General features: G+C 72.5%; 17 protein-coding genes. 7 read left to right on the plus strand and 10 right to left on the minus strand.

Translation table 11 applies throughout. The features are described from left to right. Position 1: 1 nt before the first annotated feature. The 6 genes from secD to JL106_RS07025 form a co-directional block, all read right to left on the minus strand. Complete coding sequence (gene secD / locus JL106_RS07000) at positions 2 to 1906, minus strand: protein translocase subunit SecD (RefSeq protein ID WP_205259956.1); 1905 nt, start codon at positions 1904 to 1906, stop codon at positions 2 to 4. Between the two features lie 192 nt (positions 1907 to 2098). After that, positions 2099 to 2497: a preprotein translocase subunit YajC gene (gene yajC, locus JL106_RS07005; RefSeq protein ID WP_205259957.1), complete on the minus strand. Its 399-nt coding sequence runs from the start codon at positions 2495 to 2497 to the stop codon at positions 2099 to 2101. 168 nt (positions 2498 to 2665) lie between these two features. Then, entirely contained in the window at positions 2666 to 3691 is a 1026-nt protein-coding gene (gene ruvB, locus JL106_RS07010; RefSeq protein ID WP_236007049.1) for a Holliday junction branch migration DNA helicase RuvB, read from the minus strand. 53 nt (positions 3692 to 3744) lie between these two features. Then, complete coding sequence (gene ruvA, locus JL106_RS07015) at positions 3745 to 4368, minus strand: Holliday junction branch migration protein RuvA (protein WP_205259958.1); 624 nt, start codon at positions 4366 to 4368, stop codon at positions 3745 to 3747. Further along, the gene (gene ruvC / locus JL106_RS07020) at positions 4365 to 4970 is read right to left on the minus strand and encodes a crossover junction endodeoxyribonuclease RuvC (protein ID WP_205260083.1); all 606 of its coding nucleotides are present in this window, start codon (positions 4968 to 4970) and stop codon (positions 4365 to 4367) included. Before ruvC ends, ruvA begins: the two co-directional genes overlap by 4 nt. 259 nt (positions 4971 to 5229) lie before the next feature. Next, positions 5230 to 5997, minus strand: a complete 768-nt coding sequence (locus tag JL106_RS07025; RefSeq protein ID WP_205259959.1) for a YebC/PmpR family DNA-binding transcriptional regulator — start codon at positions 5995 to 5997, stop codon at positions 5230 to 5232. Between the two features lie 148 nt (positions 5998 to 6145). Here JL106_RS07025 and JL106_RS07030 point away from each other — a divergent pair, with 148 nt between their 5' ends. Beyond that, positions 6146 to 6613 (plus strand): arginase family protein, encoded by a 468-nt coding sequence (locus JL106_RS07030; protein WP_205259960.1) that lies wholly within the window; start codon positions 6146 to 6148, stop codon positions 6611 to 6613. A 21-nt stretch (positions 6614 to 6634) separates the two neighbouring features. Here JL106_RS07030 and JL106_RS07035 read toward each other — a convergent pair whose 3' ends face one another. From JL106_RS07035 to JL106_RS07045, 3 genes are read right to left on the minus strand one after another with little or no spacing between them, the layout of a single operon-like run. Then, positions 6635 to 7069 (minus strand): SRPBCC family protein, encoded by a 435-nt coding sequence (locus JL106_RS07035; protein WP_205259961.1) that lies wholly within the window; start codon positions 7067 to 7069, stop codon positions 6635 to 6637. Between the two features lie 31 nt (positions 7070 to 7100). Then, positions 7101 to 7712 (minus strand): pyridoxal 5'-phosphate synthase glutaminase subunit PdxT, encoded by a 612-nt coding sequence (gene pdxT, locus JL106_RS07040; RefSeq protein ID WP_205259962.1) that lies wholly within the window; start codon positions 7710 to 7712, stop codon positions 7101 to 7103. Next, positions 7709 to 8236: a DUF2269 family protein gene (locus JL106_RS07045; protein ID WP_205259963.1), complete on the minus strand. Its 528-nt coding sequence runs from the start codon at positions 8234 to 8236 to the stop codon at positions 7709 to 7711. Before JL106_RS07045 ends, pdxT begins: the two co-directional genes overlap by 4 nt. Before the next feature lie 103 nt (positions 8237 to 8339). Here JL106_RS07045 and JL106_RS07050 point away from each other — a divergent pair, with 103 nt between their 5' ends. After that, positions 8340 to 9119 (plus strand): DUF2127 domain-containing protein, encoded by a 780-nt coding sequence (locus JL106_RS07050; protein WP_205259964.1) that lies wholly within the window; start codon positions 8340 to 8342, stop codon positions 9117 to 9119. A 12-nt stretch (positions 9120 to 9131) separates the two neighbouring features. On the opposite strand, the gene JL106_RS07055 is transcribed toward JL106_RS07050, so the two are convergent. Next, positions 9132 to 10979, minus strand: a complete 1848-nt coding sequence (locus JL106_RS07055; protein ID WP_205259965.1) for a glycosyltransferase family 2 protein — start codon at positions 10977 to 10979, stop codon at positions 9132 to 9134. 602 nt (positions 10980 to 11581) lie between these two features. On the opposite strand from JL106_RS07055, the gene JL106_RS07060 reads away from it, so the two are divergent. The 5 genes from JL106_RS07060 (at position 11582) to JL106_RS07080 (ending at position 17847) form a co-directional block, all read left to right on the plus strand. Next, positions 11582 to 13009, plus strand: coding sequence for a nucleotide sugar dehydrogenase (locus tag JL106_RS07060; protein ID WP_236006924.1), 1428 nt, complete (start codon positions 11582 to 11584; stop codon positions 13007 to 13009). Further along, positions 13006 to 14697, plus strand: coding sequence for a polysaccharide deacetylase family protein (locus JL106_RS07065; protein ID WP_205259966.1), 1692 nt, complete (start codon positions 13006 to 13008; stop codon positions 14695 to 14697). Before JL106_RS07060 ends, JL106_RS07065 begins: the two co-directional genes overlap by 4 nt. Positions 14698 to 14804: 107 nt before the next feature. Next, on the plus strand, positions 14805 to 15824 hold the full coding sequence (locus JL106_RS07070; protein WP_205259967.1) for an NAD-dependent epimerase/dehydratase family protein: 1020 nt from the start codon (positions 14805 to 14807) through the stop codon (positions 15822 to 15824). Beyond that, positions 15821 to 17080 carry a glycosyl hydrolase family 18 protein gene (locus JL106_RS20800; protein ID WP_205259968.1) on the plus strand — a complete coding sequence of 420 codons (1260 nt, stop codon included), beginning with the start codon at positions 15821 to 15823 and terminating at the stop codon, positions 17078 to 17080. The genes JL106_RS07070 and JL106_RS20800 overlap by 4 nt, the downstream gene beginning before the upstream one ends. Next, positions 17080 to 17847, plus strand: coding sequence for a hypothetical protein (locus JL106_RS07080; protein WP_205259969.1), 768 nt, complete (start codon positions 17080 to 17082; stop codon positions 17845 to 17847). Before JL106_RS20800 ends, JL106_RS07080 begins: the two co-directional genes overlap by 1 nt. Positions 17848 to 17900 lie beyond the last annotated feature (53 nt).

Raw genomic sequence — 17900 nt, forward strand, 5'->3', positions numbered from 1 at the left:
GTCAGGACACTCCCTTCGGGACACCGGCGGTCGCGGCCACGCGAGCGACCGCGGCGCGCTGCCGGCGGCCGGCCGCGGCGACGCCGCCCAGCCCGGACAAGGTCGGCGAGGCGAACACCTTGGCGTCCGCGGCCAGCGCGACCAGCGGATGTGTCACCAGGAACACCACGACCAGGTCGAGCACGGTGGTCAGGCCCAGGGTGAACGCGAAGCCCTTCACCTCGCCGACGGCCAGCACGTACAGCACCGCGGCGGACAGGAAGGAGACGGCGTCGGCCGACAGGATGGTGCGCTTGGCCCGGGACCAGCCGCGTGGCACGGCGGACCGGAAGGTCCGGCCGTCCCGGACCTCGTCCTTGAGCCGTTCGAAGTAGATGACGAACGAGTCGGCGGTGATGCCGATCGCGATGATCAGACCGGCGACGCCGGCCATGTCGAGGCTCAGCCCGATCCACCGGCCGAGCAGCACCATGATCGCGTAGACCAGCCCGAACGACAGGATCAGCGACAAGATGGTGATGACGCCGAGCAGGCGGTAGTAGATCAGGCAGTAGACGATCACCAGCAGGAGCCCGATCCCGCCGGCGATCAGACCGGCGCGCAGGTACTCGGATCCGAGCTGGGCGCTGACCGTGACGGACTCGGCTCGGTCGAAGGCCAGCGGGAGGGCGCCGAACTTCAGCGAGTTGGCCAGCGCGGTGGCCGTCTCCTGGTTGAAGGTGCCGGAGATCTCGGTGCCCTGCGTGGTGATGGCCTGGTTGATCCGCGGTGCGCTGAGCACCTGGCCGTCGAGGGTGATGGCGGTGAGGGTGCCGATGTTGCTGGCGGTGAAGCTGGCCCAGGTCGAGTAGCCGTCCGGCCGGAAGGTCATGTTGACCACCCACTGGCCGCTCTGCGAGCTCAGGCCGGCGGTGGCGTTCTCCACCTGGGTGCCGGTGATCAGCGTCGGCCGCAGCACGTAGATCAGGTCGCCGGTCTCGTCGCAGGCCAGCAGCGGCTTGGCCGGGTCGTCCAGCCCGGCGTAGGGCGCCAGGTCGGCGCAGCCGATGGTGGACAGCACGGTCTGCGCGGACGCCTCCCAGGCCGAGAACGCGGCCTCGTCGGTGCCGGCCGGCTGGGTCGGGTTGTCCGGGTTGCTGCCCTCGGGCCAGGTGGGTCCGGCCGACGGCTCGGTCGACGGCTCGGCCGACGGAGTGGTGGCCGGACCGGTCGCGGCCGGCGCCTCGGTGGTCGCGGGCGCGTCGGTGGTCGCCGGATCGGTGGGCTGCGCGGCGTAGGCGGCGGCTGCGGCCGGGTGGGCGAAGCCGACCGGCGCCTCGGCGCTGGTCTCCGCAGGGGTCTCGGCCGGCTGCACGGTCTCGCTCGGCGACGGCGCCGGGGTCGACGAGGCCGGCGTGCTCGGAGCGCTGGTGTCACCGATGGCCGGGATGCTGGTCGGCGTGAAGGTCGAGCTGCTGGTGGCGCTGGACTCCGTCGGCTCGGGCTCGTCCCCCAGTCCGGCGTCGGCGGCGATCGCGGAGGCCGGCTGCGAGGTGCTCGGGTTGACGACCACCGGGCGGATGTTCAGCTGGGCGCTGCGGGTCAGGTTGGTCAGGTCCTCGGTGCCGGGGACGGTCACGACCAGCTGGCGGGACCCCTCGATCTGGACCTGCGCGCCCGCGACACCGGAGCCGTTGACCCGGGTCTCCATGATGGTGCGGGCCTGTTGCATCGAAGGCCGCGACGGGTCGGAGCCGTCCAGCGTGCGAGCGGTGAGCGTGATGCGGGTGCCGCCCTGCAGGTCGATGCCCAGCTTCGGCGTGTTCGCGCCCGGGGTCAGGAACACCAGCCCGTAGAGGCCGGCGGTGATGATCAGGAAGGCGAGGATGGACCGCCAGGGCCTGAACTGTCGTGCCGGTGATGCCACTTCACGCCCATTTCGTCTCAGAACACGACGGCGGCCCACGGCGACGGTGTCACCGTGGGCCTCGACGTGCTCGTTGCCCGTGCCCGGACCCGACCGAGGACCGGTCACCCGGTCCGTCGGTCACGGCCGCTCGTGCGGTCGCACCCGCTCCCTCCGGACCCGGTCCGGTGACGGAGCGTCCGCGAGCGTAGCTCAGTTGGTGTTGGAATCCCGTCGGGCCGGATCCTTGGTGAAGTCGAGCGGCGCGGCCGGCTGCGGCGGGACGACCGGCGGGACGACGCCGCCCTGGCCGAGGTCGGCCTCGGTCACGTCGGTGAGGTCGGTGGTCGGGCCCGGCACGACGATCTCGCGGACGGCGGCCTTGACCCAGGTGGTGCGCACGCCCGGCGCGAGCTCCAGCTCGATGGTGTCGTCGGCGACCGCGGTGACCGTGCCGTGCACGCCCGAGGTCGTCATCACGCGGGTGCCGGGGACCAGCTGGTCCTGCATCGTCTTGGTGGCGGCGATCTGACGCTTCTGCTTGCGCATGCCGCTGTACATCATGAAGCCCAGTGCTGCGAACAGCAGGATCGGCAACAACATCGCTTCCATGAGCGAACTCTCCTCGGTACTCGTCCGGTGACCCCGACACTGACCCGGATCAGGAGCATCGGCGTTCGTACAGTCCCCGTCAGGGTATCGGAACCGGCCCGTCCGACGCCCGTCCAGCGCGCCCGAGGATGCCGTCTCCGTACGCGGTCCGATGTCCCGCTCGAGCCATCAGTCCTGGTCGAACAGCTCCGGCTGCCCGCTGCGCGACCAGTCGGGAGCGCGCAGGCCGAGGTGTTCCCAGGCCGCCGGCGTGGCCACCCGGCCCTGCCGGGTCCGGGCCAGCATGCCCACCCGGACGAGGAACGGTTCGCACACCTCCTCGACGGTCGTGGCCTCCTCGCCGACCGCGACGGCCAGCGTCGTCAACCCGACCGGACCGCCGCCGAACGAGCTGCACAGCGCGCGCAGCACGTCCCGGTCCAGCCGGTCCAGGCCGACCTCGTCGACGTCGTAGACGGCCAGCGCGTCCCGGGCCACCTGCCGGGTGATGGCCCCGTCGGCCCGGACGTCGGCGAAGTCCCGCACCCGGCGCAGCAGCCGGTTCGCGATGCGCGGGGTGCCCCGGGACCGGCGGGCGATCTCGGAGGCGCCGTCCGGTCGCAGATCGAGCCCCAGGATCGTCGCGCTGCGGGTGATCACCGAGGTCAGATCGGCCGCCGAGTAGAACTCCAGATGGGCGGTGAAGCCGAACCGGTCGCGCAGCGGGGAGGTCAGCCGGCCGGCCCGGGTGGTCGCCCCGACCAGTGTGAACGGGGCGATCTCCAGCGGGATCGACGTCGCCCCCGGTCCCTTGCCGACCATGATGTCGACCCGGAAGTCCTCCATGGCCAGGTACAGCATCTCCTCGGCCGGCCGGGAGATCCGGTGGATCTCGTCGATGAACAGCACGTCACCCTCGACCAGGTTGGACAGGATGGCGGCCAGATCACCGGCGCGCTCCAGCGCCGGTCCGGAGGTCAGCCGGATGGCCGCCCCGAGTTCGGCGGCGACGATCATCGAGAGGCTGGTCTTGCCCAGCCCGGGCGGACCGGCCAGCAGGATGTGGTCGGGCGGCGTGCCGCGCTGCCGGGCACCCCGCAGCACCAGGTCGAGCTGCTCCCGGACCCGCGGCTGGCCGACGAACTCGGCCCGCCGCCGCGGCCGCAGCGAAGCCTCGACGTCGAGGTCGCCGTCGGCCTCCTGCGGATCGGTCAGGTCGTCCCGCTCGTCCTCCGGCTCGTGATCCGGCACGTGATCCGGCACGGCGCTCACCGGTGCTGGCCCAGCAGCCCGAGCGCGCGGCGCAGCAGCACCGACACCTGGCCGCTCGCGACGACCGGGTCATCGGCGTCGGCGGCGACCGCCTCGGTCGCGTCCTGGGCCTGCTTGGGCGTGAAGCCGAGGCCGGTGAGCGCGTCGGTGAGCTGGCTCTTCCAGGCGCCGACGCCGCCGGCGGCTTGGCCGGGCCGGGCGCCGGCAGCACTGCCGGGCAGCACGCCGACCTTGTCCTTGAGCTCCAGCACCAGGCGCTCGGCGCCCTTGCGGCCGATGCCGGGAGCCCGGGTGAGCGCGGTGGTGTCGCCGTCGGCCAGCGCCCGGCGCAGGTCGTCCGGCTCGAACACGGCCAGCAGCGCGAGCGCGATCTTCGGGCCCACCCCGGACACCGACTGCACCAGCTCGAACAGGTCGCGGGCCGACTCGTCGGCGAAGCCGAACAGGGTCAACGAGTCCTCGCGCACCACCAGGGTGGTGGCCAACCGGGCCGCCTCGCCGCGGCGCATCCCGGCCAGGGTGGCCGGCGTGGTGCGCACGGCGAAGCCGACCCCGGTGACCTCGAGCACGACGTGGTCCAGCGCGACGGACAGCACGGTGCCGGACAGCGAACTGATCACGGTCGGCTCCCCCGGGTCGCCGGATGGCCGGACAGCCGGGCCGTCCAGGCCGCCCGGTCCGAGCGCATCGCCGCCCCGCTGGGCCGCACGGTGCGCCGGGCGCCGCCCTGCTCGAGCAGCCGCGCGGCCACCGGTCCCTTCCACAACTGACAGATGGCCAGGGCCAGGGCGTCCGAGGCATCGGCCGGGGTCGGCGCGGCCGGCAGCCGGAGCAACCGGGTCACCATCGTCGCCACCTGCGCCTTCTCCGCCCGTCCGTTCCCCGACACCGCCGCCTTGACCTCGCTCGGGGTGTGCCAGGCCACCGGGATGCCACGCCGGGCGGCGGCCAGCGAGACCACCCCGGCCGCCTGGGCGGTGCCCATCACGGTCCGCACGTTGGCCTGGCTGAACATCCGCTCCACCGCGACCGTGTCCGGGCGGTGCCGGTCGAGCAGCTGCTCGACCTCCTGGGCCACCAGCAGCAGCCGGTGGGCGATGTCCTCGTCGGGTGAGGTGCGCACCACGGTCACGTCGACCATCCGCAACGGGGCCCCGGGCTCACCGTCGACCACCCCGACACCGCACCGGGTGAGGCCGGGATCGATGCCCAGCACCCGCACGAGCACCCCCAAGTCGTCCGAACGTGTGTCCGATCGGACGTTACCGGGGGAGGTCAGACCAGGGACGGATCGCCACGCCGTCCCTCGCTGCGGCCTACTCCTCCTCACCCGACGGTCGGATCCGGCCTCCGCTCGTCCCTCGCTGCGGCCTACTCCTCCTCACCCGACGGTCGGATCCGGCCTCCGCTCGTCCCTCGCTGCGGCCTACTCCTCCTCACCCGACGGTCGGATCCGGCCTCCGCTCGTACCTCGCTGCGGCCTACTCCTCCTCCAACTGCGCGACGACCGCGTCCGGGATGTCGGCGTTCGAGTACACGTTCTGCACGTCGTCCAGGTCCTCGATGGCGTCGATCAGCTTGAACACCTTGCGGGCGCCCTCGACGTCGAGCTCGATCGAGGTGGCCGGCACGAAGTTGGCGTCGGCCGAGTCGTACTCCCAGCCGCCGTCGACCACCGCGCTGCGCACCGCCACCATGTCGGTCGGCTCGCTGACCACCTCGAAGGCCTCGCCCAGGTCGTTCACGTCCTCGGCACCGGCGTCCAGCACCGCCAGGGTGAGCTCGTCCTCGTCGACCGCCGTGCCGTCCTGGTCCTTGGGCACCACGACGACGCCCTTGCGGGAGAACAGGTAGGCCACGCTGCCCGGGTCGGCCATGGTGCCGCCGTTGCGGGTGACCGCGACGCGCACGTCGGTGGCGGCGCGGTTCCGGTTGTCGGTGAGGCACTCGATCATCAGCGCGACGCCGTTCGGGCCGTAGCCCTCGTAGGTCATCGACTGGTAGTCGGCGCCGCCGGCTTCCGCCCCGGAGCCCCGCTTGACCGCACGGTCGATGTTCTCGTTCGGGACCGACGACTTCTTCGCCTTCTGGATGGCGTCGTACAGCGTCGGGTTGCCGTCCGGGTCACCGCCGCCGGTGCGGGCGGCCACCTCGACGTTCTTGATGAGCTTGGCGAACAGCTTGCCGCGCTTGGCGTCCTTGGCGGCCTTCTGGTGCTTGGTGGTGGCCCACTTGGAATGGCCTGACATCGGAGCGCTCCTGAACGAGACCTTGCGACGACGACGGACGAGTGCGCGCCGGCCTGGCCCGCGCCACACACACCGATCCATCCTAGTGGCCGGGCCCGCGTGGACACGGCACGTCGGGCCGCCGCGGACCGGGAGGACCCATGCGGGCGTGTTCCCGGTCGTCGCCGGCGGCGACTGCACCTCCCTGTTCGACCCCCTGCTCGGTCAGCGTGACGACGACTGGCGCCGCGACCTGACCGTGGCGTCCTTGGCCGGGCTCGGAGTCTTCGAGCGGGACCTGCGACCGGTGGCAGCCGATCCGGCGGGCGCCGGACGGGCGGCCGCGGCCCACGTCGCGGCGGCCCTGCCGGACGACCGGCCGGCCTGGTGGCTGCACGTCGACCTGGACGTGCTGGACCCGGCACTGTTCCCCGCCCAGGGCGTGCCCGGGGTGCCGGACGAGCCCGGCGGCCTGACTCCGGAGCAGCTGCAGGACCTGGTCACCGCCGCTCTCGGCGTCCCCGGCTGCGCCGGCCTCAGCCTGGCCATCGACGACCCCGAGCAGGATCCGGACGACAGCGGCGCGGCCACGGTGATCGACCTGGTCCGCACCGCGTCCGCCGCGCTGCTCGGTTGATCCGCAGCGATCAGACCGCGATCAGACCGACTGCTGCAGCTCTGCGACCAGACCCTCGACCACCGTGGTCCAGTGCGCGAGCAACTCGTTCCGCTCCCCCGCGTCGGCCAGGTGCTCCTGGTGCAGCGCGATCGTCGCGCCACCGGCCGCCGGCAGCACGGTCAGCTGCAGGACGGAGTCGTGGGTCCAGCCGGCCGGGCGCCAGGTCAGCCGGATCCGCCGTCCCGGACTGCAGCTCCGGATCCGTCCGGTGGTGCCGTCGGCGGCGCGGTACCCCGCCCCGACCGCGGTGGGAACCGGGGTGACACCCAGCCAGGTGGGGCCGCCGCGCCCGACCAGGTGGTCCCAGGCGGTCTCCGGCGGGACGGCGGCGGTGCGGCGCACCCCGAGTTCCCAGCCGGCGTCGCGGGTCAGCCCGGTCGTGGAGGCGCTCGGCTCGGTGCGGGAGTCGGTCATGCGGTGATGGTGCGAGTCCGGACCCGGCGGATCAACGCCCCAGCGGACGGGTGCTGTCCGCGATGACGTCCAGGAACATCCGGTGCAGGCGCAGATCGCCGGCGATCTCCGGGTGGAAGGAGGTGGCCAGCACCGATCCCTGCCGGACCGCGACCGGGTGCCCGGCCACCGAGGCCAGCACCTGCACATCGGGTCCGGCCTGCTCGATCCACGGCGCCCGGATGAACACGGCCCGCACCGGACCTTCGAGACCGGCCACGGCGAGGTCGGTCTCGAAGGAGTCCACCTGCCGGCCGAACGCGTTGCGGCGCACCACGGCGTCCAGTACGCCGAGCGGCCGCTGGTCGGGCCGGCCGTCGAGGATCTCGCGGGCCAGCACGATCATCCCGGCGCACGACCCGAACGCGGGCAGTCCGGCCGTCAACCGGTCGCGCAGCGGAGCGCGGAGCCCGAAGACGTCGAGCAACCGGCAGATGGTGGTCGACTCACCGCCCGGCAGCACGATGCCGTCCAGGTCCTGCAGGTCGGCCGGCCGCCGCACCGGGCGGGCCAGCACCCCGAGTTCGGCCAGCGCCGACAGGTGCTCGGCCACATCGCCCTGCAGGGCCAGGACCCCGACCACCGGATCCGGGCCGCCGGTCACGAGCCCGGCCGCCAGACCATCAGCACCGTCACGACCACCAGCAGCACCGACACGATGCCCGAGGTGGCCGAGATGCGGGCGTAGCCGACCGGTCTGGCGGTCGCGTCCGCCGCGTCGTCCAGGCCCTGGGCCGGAACCGCAGTGCCCTCGGTGACCAGGAGCGGGCCGGCCCCGCTCCCACTGGTGGTGAGGGCAGCCAGGTCGGCGGCCGCCACCCGCATGGCCGGCACGACCACGAGCAGGTTCAGCAGCGCCGCGACCACGTAGACGATGATCGATGCGAGCACCCACGGCGTGGTCACCGACAGGTCCCAACTGTCCGGCGCCAGACCGACGGCCGCGAAGCCGAGCAGTGCGACGACCAGCGACGCCGCGGTGAGGACGTAGGTGGAGGTGGCCAGCGTCGCCACCTGCTCGCCCTGGCCGGAGCGCAGCGCGCGCAGACCCGTCATCGGCAGGATGGCCATCGGTCCGACGATGAACACCGCCAGCACCACGTGCAGGACCACGATCAGCGTGTACACGCCGGGAAGCCTAAGGCGTGTCTCCCGGTGGCAGCGCGGGGTCCGGACCCGCCCGATCCGCACCACGGGCACCGGGACCTCGGTCCCCGGTTACCCTGCGCCCGTGGACTGGAGCCTGCGCAGCTGCGCCGTCCGCGGGCACGAGACGTACGCACCGGACGAGCCGGAGCTGCGCGACCGGCTGCGGGTGACCACGACCGCGGGCGAGGCGTGGCGGTGCCTGCGGTGTGGGGACTTCGTGGCCGGACCGGCCCGGCGGTCGGGTCCGGCTGACGCGGCGCCCGAGGTGCCGCGGGGCCGGCTGCTCCGGGACCGCACGATCCAGCGGCTGCTTGCCGCCGAACGGGTGCTGCGGGCGGCGCTGTTCGTGGTGGTGGTGGTGGTGCTGGGCCGGTTCCGGGACGACCGGTCGGCTCTGCAGCAGGCCTTCGACACCGATCTGGCCCTGTTCCGCCCCCTCGCCCAGCAACTCGGCTGGGACGTGGATCGATCCTCGGTGGTGCACGGCATCGACCGCTTCTTCGCGTGGTCGCCCAACGCACTGAGCTGGCTGCTGGTGGGCCTGGTCGGGTACGCGGCGCTCAACCTGGTCGAGGCGTACGGCCTGTGGTCGATGCGCCGGTGGGGCGAGTACTTCTCGGTGGTGGCGACCAGCGTCTTCCTGCCGCTGGAGATCCATGAGATCGCCGAGAAGGTGACCGTGCTGCGGGTGCTGCTGCTGGTCGTCAACGTGCTCGCCATCGTGTGGCTGATCTGGTCCAAGCGACTGTTCGGCGTCCGTGGCGGCGGCCGGGCCGCCGCGGCGGAGCACTCGGCGGCGAGTCTGCTCACCGTGGAACGCGCGGCGGTGCTGGCCGAACGGGACGACGCGGTCCGGGGCTGAGGAGCCCGAGGCTCAGCGACCCCGACGGTGCCGACCGCCCCCCGATGACGGCGGCGGCTCGGCCGCCGGGGTTCCAGCAGTGGCGCCGCGGGTCCGCAGGTGGCGGGGTCCGGCGGCGTGCGCGGGCAGGTGGCCGGGTTCGGCGGGTGGGGCGAACCGGCGGTCGACCGGGTCGCTCAGCGCGATCGGCCCAGAGGGCTCACCGGTCGTCAGCGGGACCACCCGGTCCACCGACATCGACTCGGGCACTTGACATCCGGTGACCGGGTCGCCGGTGACCACCGCGGACGGCGGGCCCACCGTCTCGACGGGCGCCGCCACCGTGGGTATCGGCGGCGCCGACCGCATCGGCTCCGTCACCGGTTCCGTCATGGTCCAGGCCGGCGCCGCGAACGGAGCGGGTGCGGCGCCCGCGGCGACGGGCACCGGCATCGCACCCGCGTGGCGCGCCGCCGGGACCGCCGATGCGGCCAGCGCAACGACCGGGACCGGGGTGACGGGGACCGGGCTGAGCGGGACCGGGCTGAGCGGGACCGGACCCGCGGGACCGGCCACGCTGACCACCGGCACACCCGTCGCCGGGGCCGGCTCGGTCTGGTTGCTGCGCCGGGCGGGACTGGACCAGATGCCGGACGACCGCGCCACCAGCGCATCGCCGAGGGCACGCAGGCAGAGGGTGGCGTCGAGCACCCGCACCGCCGGGAACACGAGGCCAAGCAGCAGCATCCTGGGCTTGCGCAGCACCACGGCGGCGAAGGCGGTCAGCAGCACGTCCGGGAACACGACACCGAGCAACAGGTCGTGCGGCGCCAGCCAGTCGGCCATCCGCGCGGTCCACACCGTGGACGCGGTGGGCTCCAGCGAGCCGATGGTGGTGATCACCAGCAGCGGGACCAACAGGACCCAGAGCAGGCTCGCTCCGATGAGCTCGAGCGTGTACACGATCGTCGACGCCCAGAACACGGTGGGGCGCGGTCGATGTCGTCTCAGCGTCTGCCAGTGGCCGAGGATCCACCGGCGGGTCTGCTTGGTGTAGTCGCGAAAGCTGTCGGGGTCCTGGGTGTGGGCGATGGCGGCGCTCGGATGGAACTCGATGCGGCCGAGGCGACGGGCGTGCACCTCGAAGGTCATGTTGAAGTCCTCGATGACCAACCCCGGGGCGGCGATGTCGATGGACGGCAGCACCCGAGCCCGGTACATGGAGGCGAAGCCGGGGACGATGGCCACCGCGTTGGCCCAGCGCGCCGCCTGGCCGTACTTGAACAGCAACTGCACGATCAGGTAGAGGCGCTCGCGGTAGGCCACCAGCAGGCGCCCTGACCGGGTCGCGGGCGCCGGGTCGGTGATGCTCTTGGCCCGGCCGGCCACGGCCACGACACCGGGGTCGTCGAAGAGCGGCAGTCCGGTCGCCAGGTAGTCCGGGGCGAGGTGGGTGTCGGCGTCCAGCAGCATCACCACCTCGAACGTGCGGTCGAGCGCGAAGTGCTCGATGCCGGCGGCCAGCGCTCCGGCCTTGCCGCGGTTGGGCGACAAGGACAGCACCTGGGCACCCGCCGCCCGCGCGATCTCCGCGGTCCGGTCGCTGGAGCCGTCGCTGATGACGTGGATGTGGTGGACCGGGACGAGGGTCGCGGCCGCGGCGATCGTCCCCGCGATGACCAGTTCCTCGTCGTGGGCGGCGACCAGGACGGCGACGTCGGCGGGCTGCAGCGCGGATCCGTCGGGACCGACCCGGCCACGACGCCCCGCACCGGCCGGCCCGGTCCGGCCGATCCGCTCGGCCACCAGCCGACCCAGACCCACCAACGACCACACCACGGTGCTCACGCCGACGACGACGATCAGCATGAACCAAGACACCGGCAGACTCCACGTGTGCGCGCGTCACCACCGCGCCGGCACGCCACGGCCGTCGGGCCGGTCGCCCCGGTGCAGGGGACAGATATTCCGGCCGCACCCCGATGAAGGGTCGGCCCGGGCATTCGAAGGAATGATCGACTGGCGAAAGGACGGACCACCCGCGAGGCGGGACGGACCGGTCGCTTGAACGGACAACGGGCGACGATCCGGATACTAGCGACCGCGGCGCACACGGCAAGGAAATCTTGCGGAAATCCGCCGAACCGCCCGTGGATCACCCCGCCGGTCACGATCCGTTGCGTCTGGGCCGCGGATCGGTCACGCTGCGAACACGGCGGACGGTGACCGATTCCTCCCAAGATCACCCGCTTCGGCGCGTCCGATTCGACCCATTGACGATGTCCGCAACGCTGTGTAGAACATCGACCCGTACGTCGTTCCTCGTTCGGGTGACCGCACCCCGTGTTGGTGTCGGTCTCGCCGCTCCGCGCACCGGACGGAGCCTGATGCCCTTCAAGGTGACGCTCGGCGTGCGCCCCAACCCTCAGCGTGTCAATTGATGATCCCGGCCGCCCGGTCGGTCCGAACAACGGAGTATGTCGATGGCGGCACCTCTGAGCACCGTGCCCATGAACGATCCCGACCCTTTCGGCAATGAGCCGGAGCGATTCCGCACCGACGCAGAGCGCTTCACCCGAGCACCTTTGCTCGTGCCGGTCGAAACAATTCACGACGATCCGGCCGACGTGGTCGTCGACCTGCCGACCCCCGCCTTCGACGTCGACGTCGCCATCGTCGGGCTCGGCTACGTGGGTCTGCCGACCGCCCTGGCCTTCCACTCCGCGGGCGCGCGTGTGGCCGGCCTTGATGTCTCGCTGTCGCGGTTGCAGGTCATCAGAGAGGGCCACCCCGACCTGATGCCGGACGACACCGAGCGACTGCAGGACGCGCTGGTCGACCCGGACTTCACGGTGACAGCGGACGTCGCGGTCCTGTCCCGGGCGGCCGCGGTGATCATCTGCGTCCCCACACCGCTCGACGACCACCTCGTGCCCGCGCTGGGCATCCTGCAGTCCGCCTGCGACACCGTCGTCGCCGCAGCCACTCCCGGCCAGGTCATCGTCCTGACCTCCACCACCTACGTCGGCTGCACCCGCGAGATGCTGGTGGAGCCGCTGGCCCGACGCGGGCTCACCGCCGGCCGCGACGTGTCCGTGGCGTTCTCCCCCGAGCGGATCGACCCGGGCAACGACCGCGGTCCGCACGAGGACGTCCCCCGGGTTGTCGGAGGGGTCACCCCGGAGTGCGGGCGGCGGGCCGCGACGGTGCTGCACACCTACGCCAAGCAGGTGCACCTGGTCGACGACCCGGGCGCCGCGGAGATGACCAAGCTCCTGGAGAACACGTTCCGCGCCGTCAACATCGCGTTGGCCAACGAGTTCGCCGACATCGCCCGCCAGCTCGGCATCGACGTGATGGGCGTGATCCAGGCCGCGGCGACCAAGCCCTACGGGTTCATGCCGTTCTACCCTGGCCCCGGGGTCGGCGGGCACTGCATCCCCTGCGACCCGCAGTACCTGCTGTGGCAGTTGCGGCGGGAACGCATCGCCTCGCCGGTGATCGAACAGGCGATGACGGGCATCGCGCTGCGGCCGCGCCGTGTGGTGCAACGGGTTCGGGACGCCCTGTCCGAGCGCGGGCGTGGCCTGGCCGGCGCTCGGGTGCTGGTCGTCGGGGTGGCCTACAAGCCGAACGTCGAGGACCTGCGGGAATCCCCCGCCCTGGAGATCCTGGCCGAACTGCGCCGGGCCGGTGCGATCGCGTCCTACGCGGACCCGTACTTCGCCACGGTCACCCTGGAGGACGGTTCGGTGCTGACCGGGCTCGACGACCCGGCCGCGTCCGCGCCCGATCTGATCCTGGTGCACACCCGCCACCGCCGCCAGGACCTGGACTGGCTGGCCGGCCATCCGCTCGTGCTCGACGCCACCTTCCGCCTCACCGACCTTCCGGACCGGGTGACCCTGTGACGCATGGACTCTCGCGGCCACTCGCCGCTCGGAACGACTCCGCCGGACGGATCCGCACGCGCCGCCGGTGGTCGCGGCTGCTGGGCGCGCTGCTGGCCCTCACCGTGGCCGTCGGCACGACCGTGCTGGTCGCCGCACCGGCCCAGGGCGCCCCGGCACCGCGGGCGGCCACGGCCACGGCCACGGCCAAGGCCAAGGCCAAGGCCGCCGCGGTCGAGAAGACGATCGTGTCGTTGACCTTCGACGACGGCAACGCCAACCAGATGGACGCCGCATCCATGCTGCAGACCTACGGCATGCGCGGCACGTTCTACGTCAATTCCGGATACGTCGGATCCAGCGGCTATCTGAGCCTGGCCAACCTGCAGGCCCTCAAGGCGGCCGGGCACGAGATCGGCGGGCACACCGTCAGCCACTACGACCTGACCCAGCTCTCCACCGACGAGGCCAAGCGGCAGGTCTGCAACGACCGGGTCAACTTCGAGCAGTGGGGCCTGCCGGTCGCCAGCTTCGCCTATCCGTTCGCCTCGTCCAACACCGCGGTCGAGAACATCGCCCGGGACTGCGGGTACAACAGCGCGCGCGGGCTGGGCGACATCAGGTCGCCGGCGAGTTGCGCGAACTGCCCGGTGGCCGAGACCATCCCGCCGCCGTACCTGTGGTTCACCCGGGCCCCGGACCAGGTGGAGCGGAACTGGACGGTGGCCCAGCTGCAGCAACAGGTGACGCAGGCCGAGAGCAAGGGCGGGTGGGTGCAACTCACCTTCCACCAGATCTGCACCGGCGGGCTCGCCAAGTGCCCCGACCCGGCGTTCGGCCCGACGAAGCTGGCGACCTTCCTGGCCTGGCTGCAGAAGCGCGCGGCCACCAAGGGCACCGTGGTCAAGACGGTCGGCCAGGTCATCGGCGGCGCCACCAAGCCGGCCGTCCCCGGCTCGCCGACCAACCCCGGCGGCAGTGCCACGGTGCAGAACCCGGGCCTGGAGACGTTCAACGCCAGCACCGGCCTGCCCGACTGCTTCATGGCCGGCGGGTACGGCAGCAACACCTCGACCTTCGCGACCACCACCGATGCCCACGGCGGCAGCACCGCGGTGAAGGTGACCGTGGCCAACTACGTCGACGGTGACGCCAAGCTGCTGCCCAACCTGGACCTGGGCACGTGCGCCCCGGCCGCCACGGCGGGCACGTCCTACACGTTGGGCCAGTGGTACAAGTCGAGTGCGGTCACCCAGTTCGCCCTGTACTACCGCAACGCGTCCGGCACCTGGGTCTACTGGACCTCGAGCCCGTGGTTCGCGGCCGCGACGGCGTGGACCCAGGCGACCTGGACCACCCCGCCGGTCCCGACCGGCGCGACCGGGATCAGCTTCGGACTCAACATCTTCAGCAACGGCACGCTGACCGTGGACGACTTCGCGATGGCCCCGGCGGCCTCCGCGGCGGCCGCCCAGCTGAACGCCAGCAGCGCCAAGGCGGCGACCGTGGCCCCGGCTCCCTCGGCCAAGGCTCCGGCACCCTCGGGTCCGCGGAAGCTGGTCGAGGACGCCGGTGAGGGCGAGCAGGCCCCAGTGGTCGAGCAGTACCGCAAGGGCGCTGCGGTCACCGAGTCCAACCTGGTGCCCGGCCCGCAGATCGTCGCCCCCGGTGACCAGTTCGTGGTCGCCCAGGAACCGAGCCGCGGCTGACCGGCGATCCATCCAGTCCCGCCCGCGCCCGGCGGCAGTGACCACCGGGCGCGGGCGGACCTGCTTCCCGAACCGTCCAGAGCGTTCCTCAGACTTGGAGTTCCACGATGCGTTCAGTGGTGACCGGCGGGGCCGGATTCATCGGATCCCATCTCGTCGAGTACCTGCTCGACCGGGGCGACAGCGTCGTCGTCCTGGACAACCTGTCCACCGGCCGGATCGACAACCTCGACGGGATGCGGGACGACCCGCGCCTGACCTTCGTCGAGGGCGACATCCGGGACCGCGCCACGGTCGACGGCGTCGTGGACGGCGCCGACCGGGTGTTCCACCTGGCCGCCGCCGTCGGGGTCCACGTCATCGTCGACCACCCGCTGGAGAGCCTGCGCACCAACATCCACGGCACCGAGGTGGTGCTGGACGCCACTCTGGCCGCCGGCGCCTCGCTGCTGCTGGCCTCGACCAGCGAGGTGTACGGCAAGAACACCGCCGATCGGCTCGGCGAGGACGCCGACCGCATCCTGGGTTCGCCACTGAAGTCCCGCTGGACCTACGCCGCGGCCAAGGGCATCGACGAGGCGTTCGCGCACGCCTACTGGCAGCAGTTCGGGTTGCAGGTGGCCATCGTCCGACTGTTCAACACGGTCGGGCCCCGGCAGACCGGGCGGTACGGCATGGTGGTGCCCCGGCTGGTCGGGCAGGCCCTGCGCGGCGAACCGCTCACCGTGCACGGTGACGGTCTGCAGACCCGCTGCTTCTCCTTCGTCCGCGACGTGGTGCCGGCGCTGGTCGCCATCGCCGAGCACCCGCAGGCCCGGGGCGGGGCCTACAACCTGGGCGGTTCGTTCGAGGTGTCGATCGGGGCCCTGGCCGCCCGCGTCGTGGAGCTGCTCGACAGCGAGAGCGAGATCGTGCTGGTGCCGTACGAGCAGGCCTACGGACCGGGGTACGAGGACATGCGCCGGCGGGTGCCGGACAACCGGGCGGCCAAGTCCCTCGTCGGGTTCGACCCGGCCACCACCCTCGACCAGATCATCCTGGCGGTGGCCGGTCAGGCCCGGCACGACCGGGCCGGCGCCGGGGCCGGGGCCGGCGCGAGCACGGCCGGAGCGGCGGTCCGGGGGTGACCTCCGGGACGAACGCCAGGACCGTCCCGCCCCGGCCGGGCACCGCGCCGGTCCCGCCCGAGTCGAACCTGCCGCGGGCACCCGTCGCGCCGGTGCCCCAGGACTGGTCTCCCGGCGGCACCGGGGCGCTCACCGACGGAGCGGGTCCCCGCGGGGCCGACCGCGACGGTGGCCGGTCCTCGCGGCGGCCGAGCCGCTGGATCGCCTGGCTGCTGGCGCTGGCGCTCGCGCTCATCGCCGGCTGGTGGGCGCACGGCCTGTTGGCCGCCGGACCGGCGGTCGCGACCTCGTGGCGCCCCTATGTGGTCGGCGCCATCCCCTACTGGGACCAGGAGTCGGCGCTGCGGTCGATGGAGGCCAACCGGGGCCGGCTCGACGCCGTGTCGCCGTGGTCGTACGAGGTGCTGCCGGACGGCGCCATCACCCTGCAGCACCAGCTCGACCCGGTCGCCGAACGGGCGGCCGTCGACCGGGCCCGCCGGGCCGGCATGCAGATCGTGCCGTCGGTGGCCAACACCACCGACGGGCTGTGGAACGAGCAGACGATCGGGGCGATCCTGGCCGACGATGAGCTGCGGCGGGCCCACGTGCAGTCGCTCGTCGACCTGGCCGTGACCGAGGACCTGCACGGCCTGCAGATCGACTACGAGAACCTGCGGCGCAAGGACCAGACCGGCTTCTCGGCGTTCGTCACCGACCTGGGCGCCGCGCTGCACGAGGCCGACAAGCAGCTGTTCGTGACCGTGCACGTCAAGGAGACCGACGCCGGGTACGACGAGCGCAACGCGGCCCAGGACTACGCGGTGATCGGCGCGGTGGCGGACCGGGTGACGCTGATGGCCTACGACTGGCACTGGGAGAGCAGCGAACCCGGCGCCATCGCCCCGTACGACTGGGTGGACCGGGTGGTGCAGTACGCGGTGGACCGGATCCCGCCGCACAAGCTGCTGCTGGGCATCGGCCTGTTCGGGTACGACTGGCCCGAATCCGGTCCGGCCCGCAACCTGACCTGGGTGCAGATCGCCGAGCTGGCCGGGCAGGTGGGTGCCGGTGAGTCATGGGACGTGGGGACCCAGTCGCCGTGGTTGACGTACCGGGCCGGCGACGGCTCGATGCGGACCGTCTGGTACGAGAACGCGCGGAGCGTGCAGTACAAGTACGACGTCGCGCGACGCTACGACCTGGGCGGGATCGCATGGTGGCGGCTGGGCGGCGAGGACCCGTCGATCTGGTCGCTGCCCGCCGCTGACCGGTGATGAGCGCCGGGGCGGGGCTCGCGGTGGGGATGGCGGCGTTCGGGCTCCTGCTGGCCGGCTGCGGCGGCTCGTCCCAGTCGGACGCCGACCCGGGTCCGGGCGTCGTCGAGCGGGAGTACCCGTGGCACACCGACATCGTGGCCACCACGTTCTGGGTCGGCGAGATCTTCGACCCGGACGCCGAGGACGGCAGCCAGGTGCTGTCGACCTACGACGACCGCTGGATGGAGCACTACGGCGGGTGTGACGGGGTGGTCGTCGACGGCGACTGCCGGACCGAACCGCGGACGGCGGACCGGGACTTCTTCCCCACCGCGATGACGCCACGGGAGAACCCGTTCTACCTGGACGTGCCGTTCGACGACCTGAACGACGAGCGGGGATCCGCCTCCCGCGGCGAGGTGGTGCCGTGGGCGGGCGATCCCGGCTGGGCCGAGCTCGTCGACGACCCCGGGGCCTCGCTCATGAAGAACCGGTGGGTGCAGCTGCGCCGCGGGGACCGGGAGTGCTACGGGCAGGTCCAGGACGCCGGTCCGGGCGAGTACGCCGACACCGCCTACGTCTTCGGTGACGAGGATGCGCGGCCGGCCAACGCCCGGTACGGCGGCGCTGGGATGGACGTGAGCCCGGCGCTGAACGGCTGCCTGGAGTTCGCGGATCTCGACGGTGACACCGATCGGCTCGACTGGCGGTTCGTGCAGGAGCAGGACGTCCCCGACGGGCCGTGGCGGATCCTCGTCACGACCAGTGGGGTCACCCGGGAGTGATCGACGGGCGCGCCGGAAAGCACCGGACATCGATGTCGATCTCGGGCACACTG

The organism is Nakamurella leprariae (assembly GCF_016918035.1).
Lineage (GTDB): Bacteria > Actinomycetota > Actinomycetes > Mycobacteriales > Nakamurellaceae > Nakamurella > Nakamurella leprariae.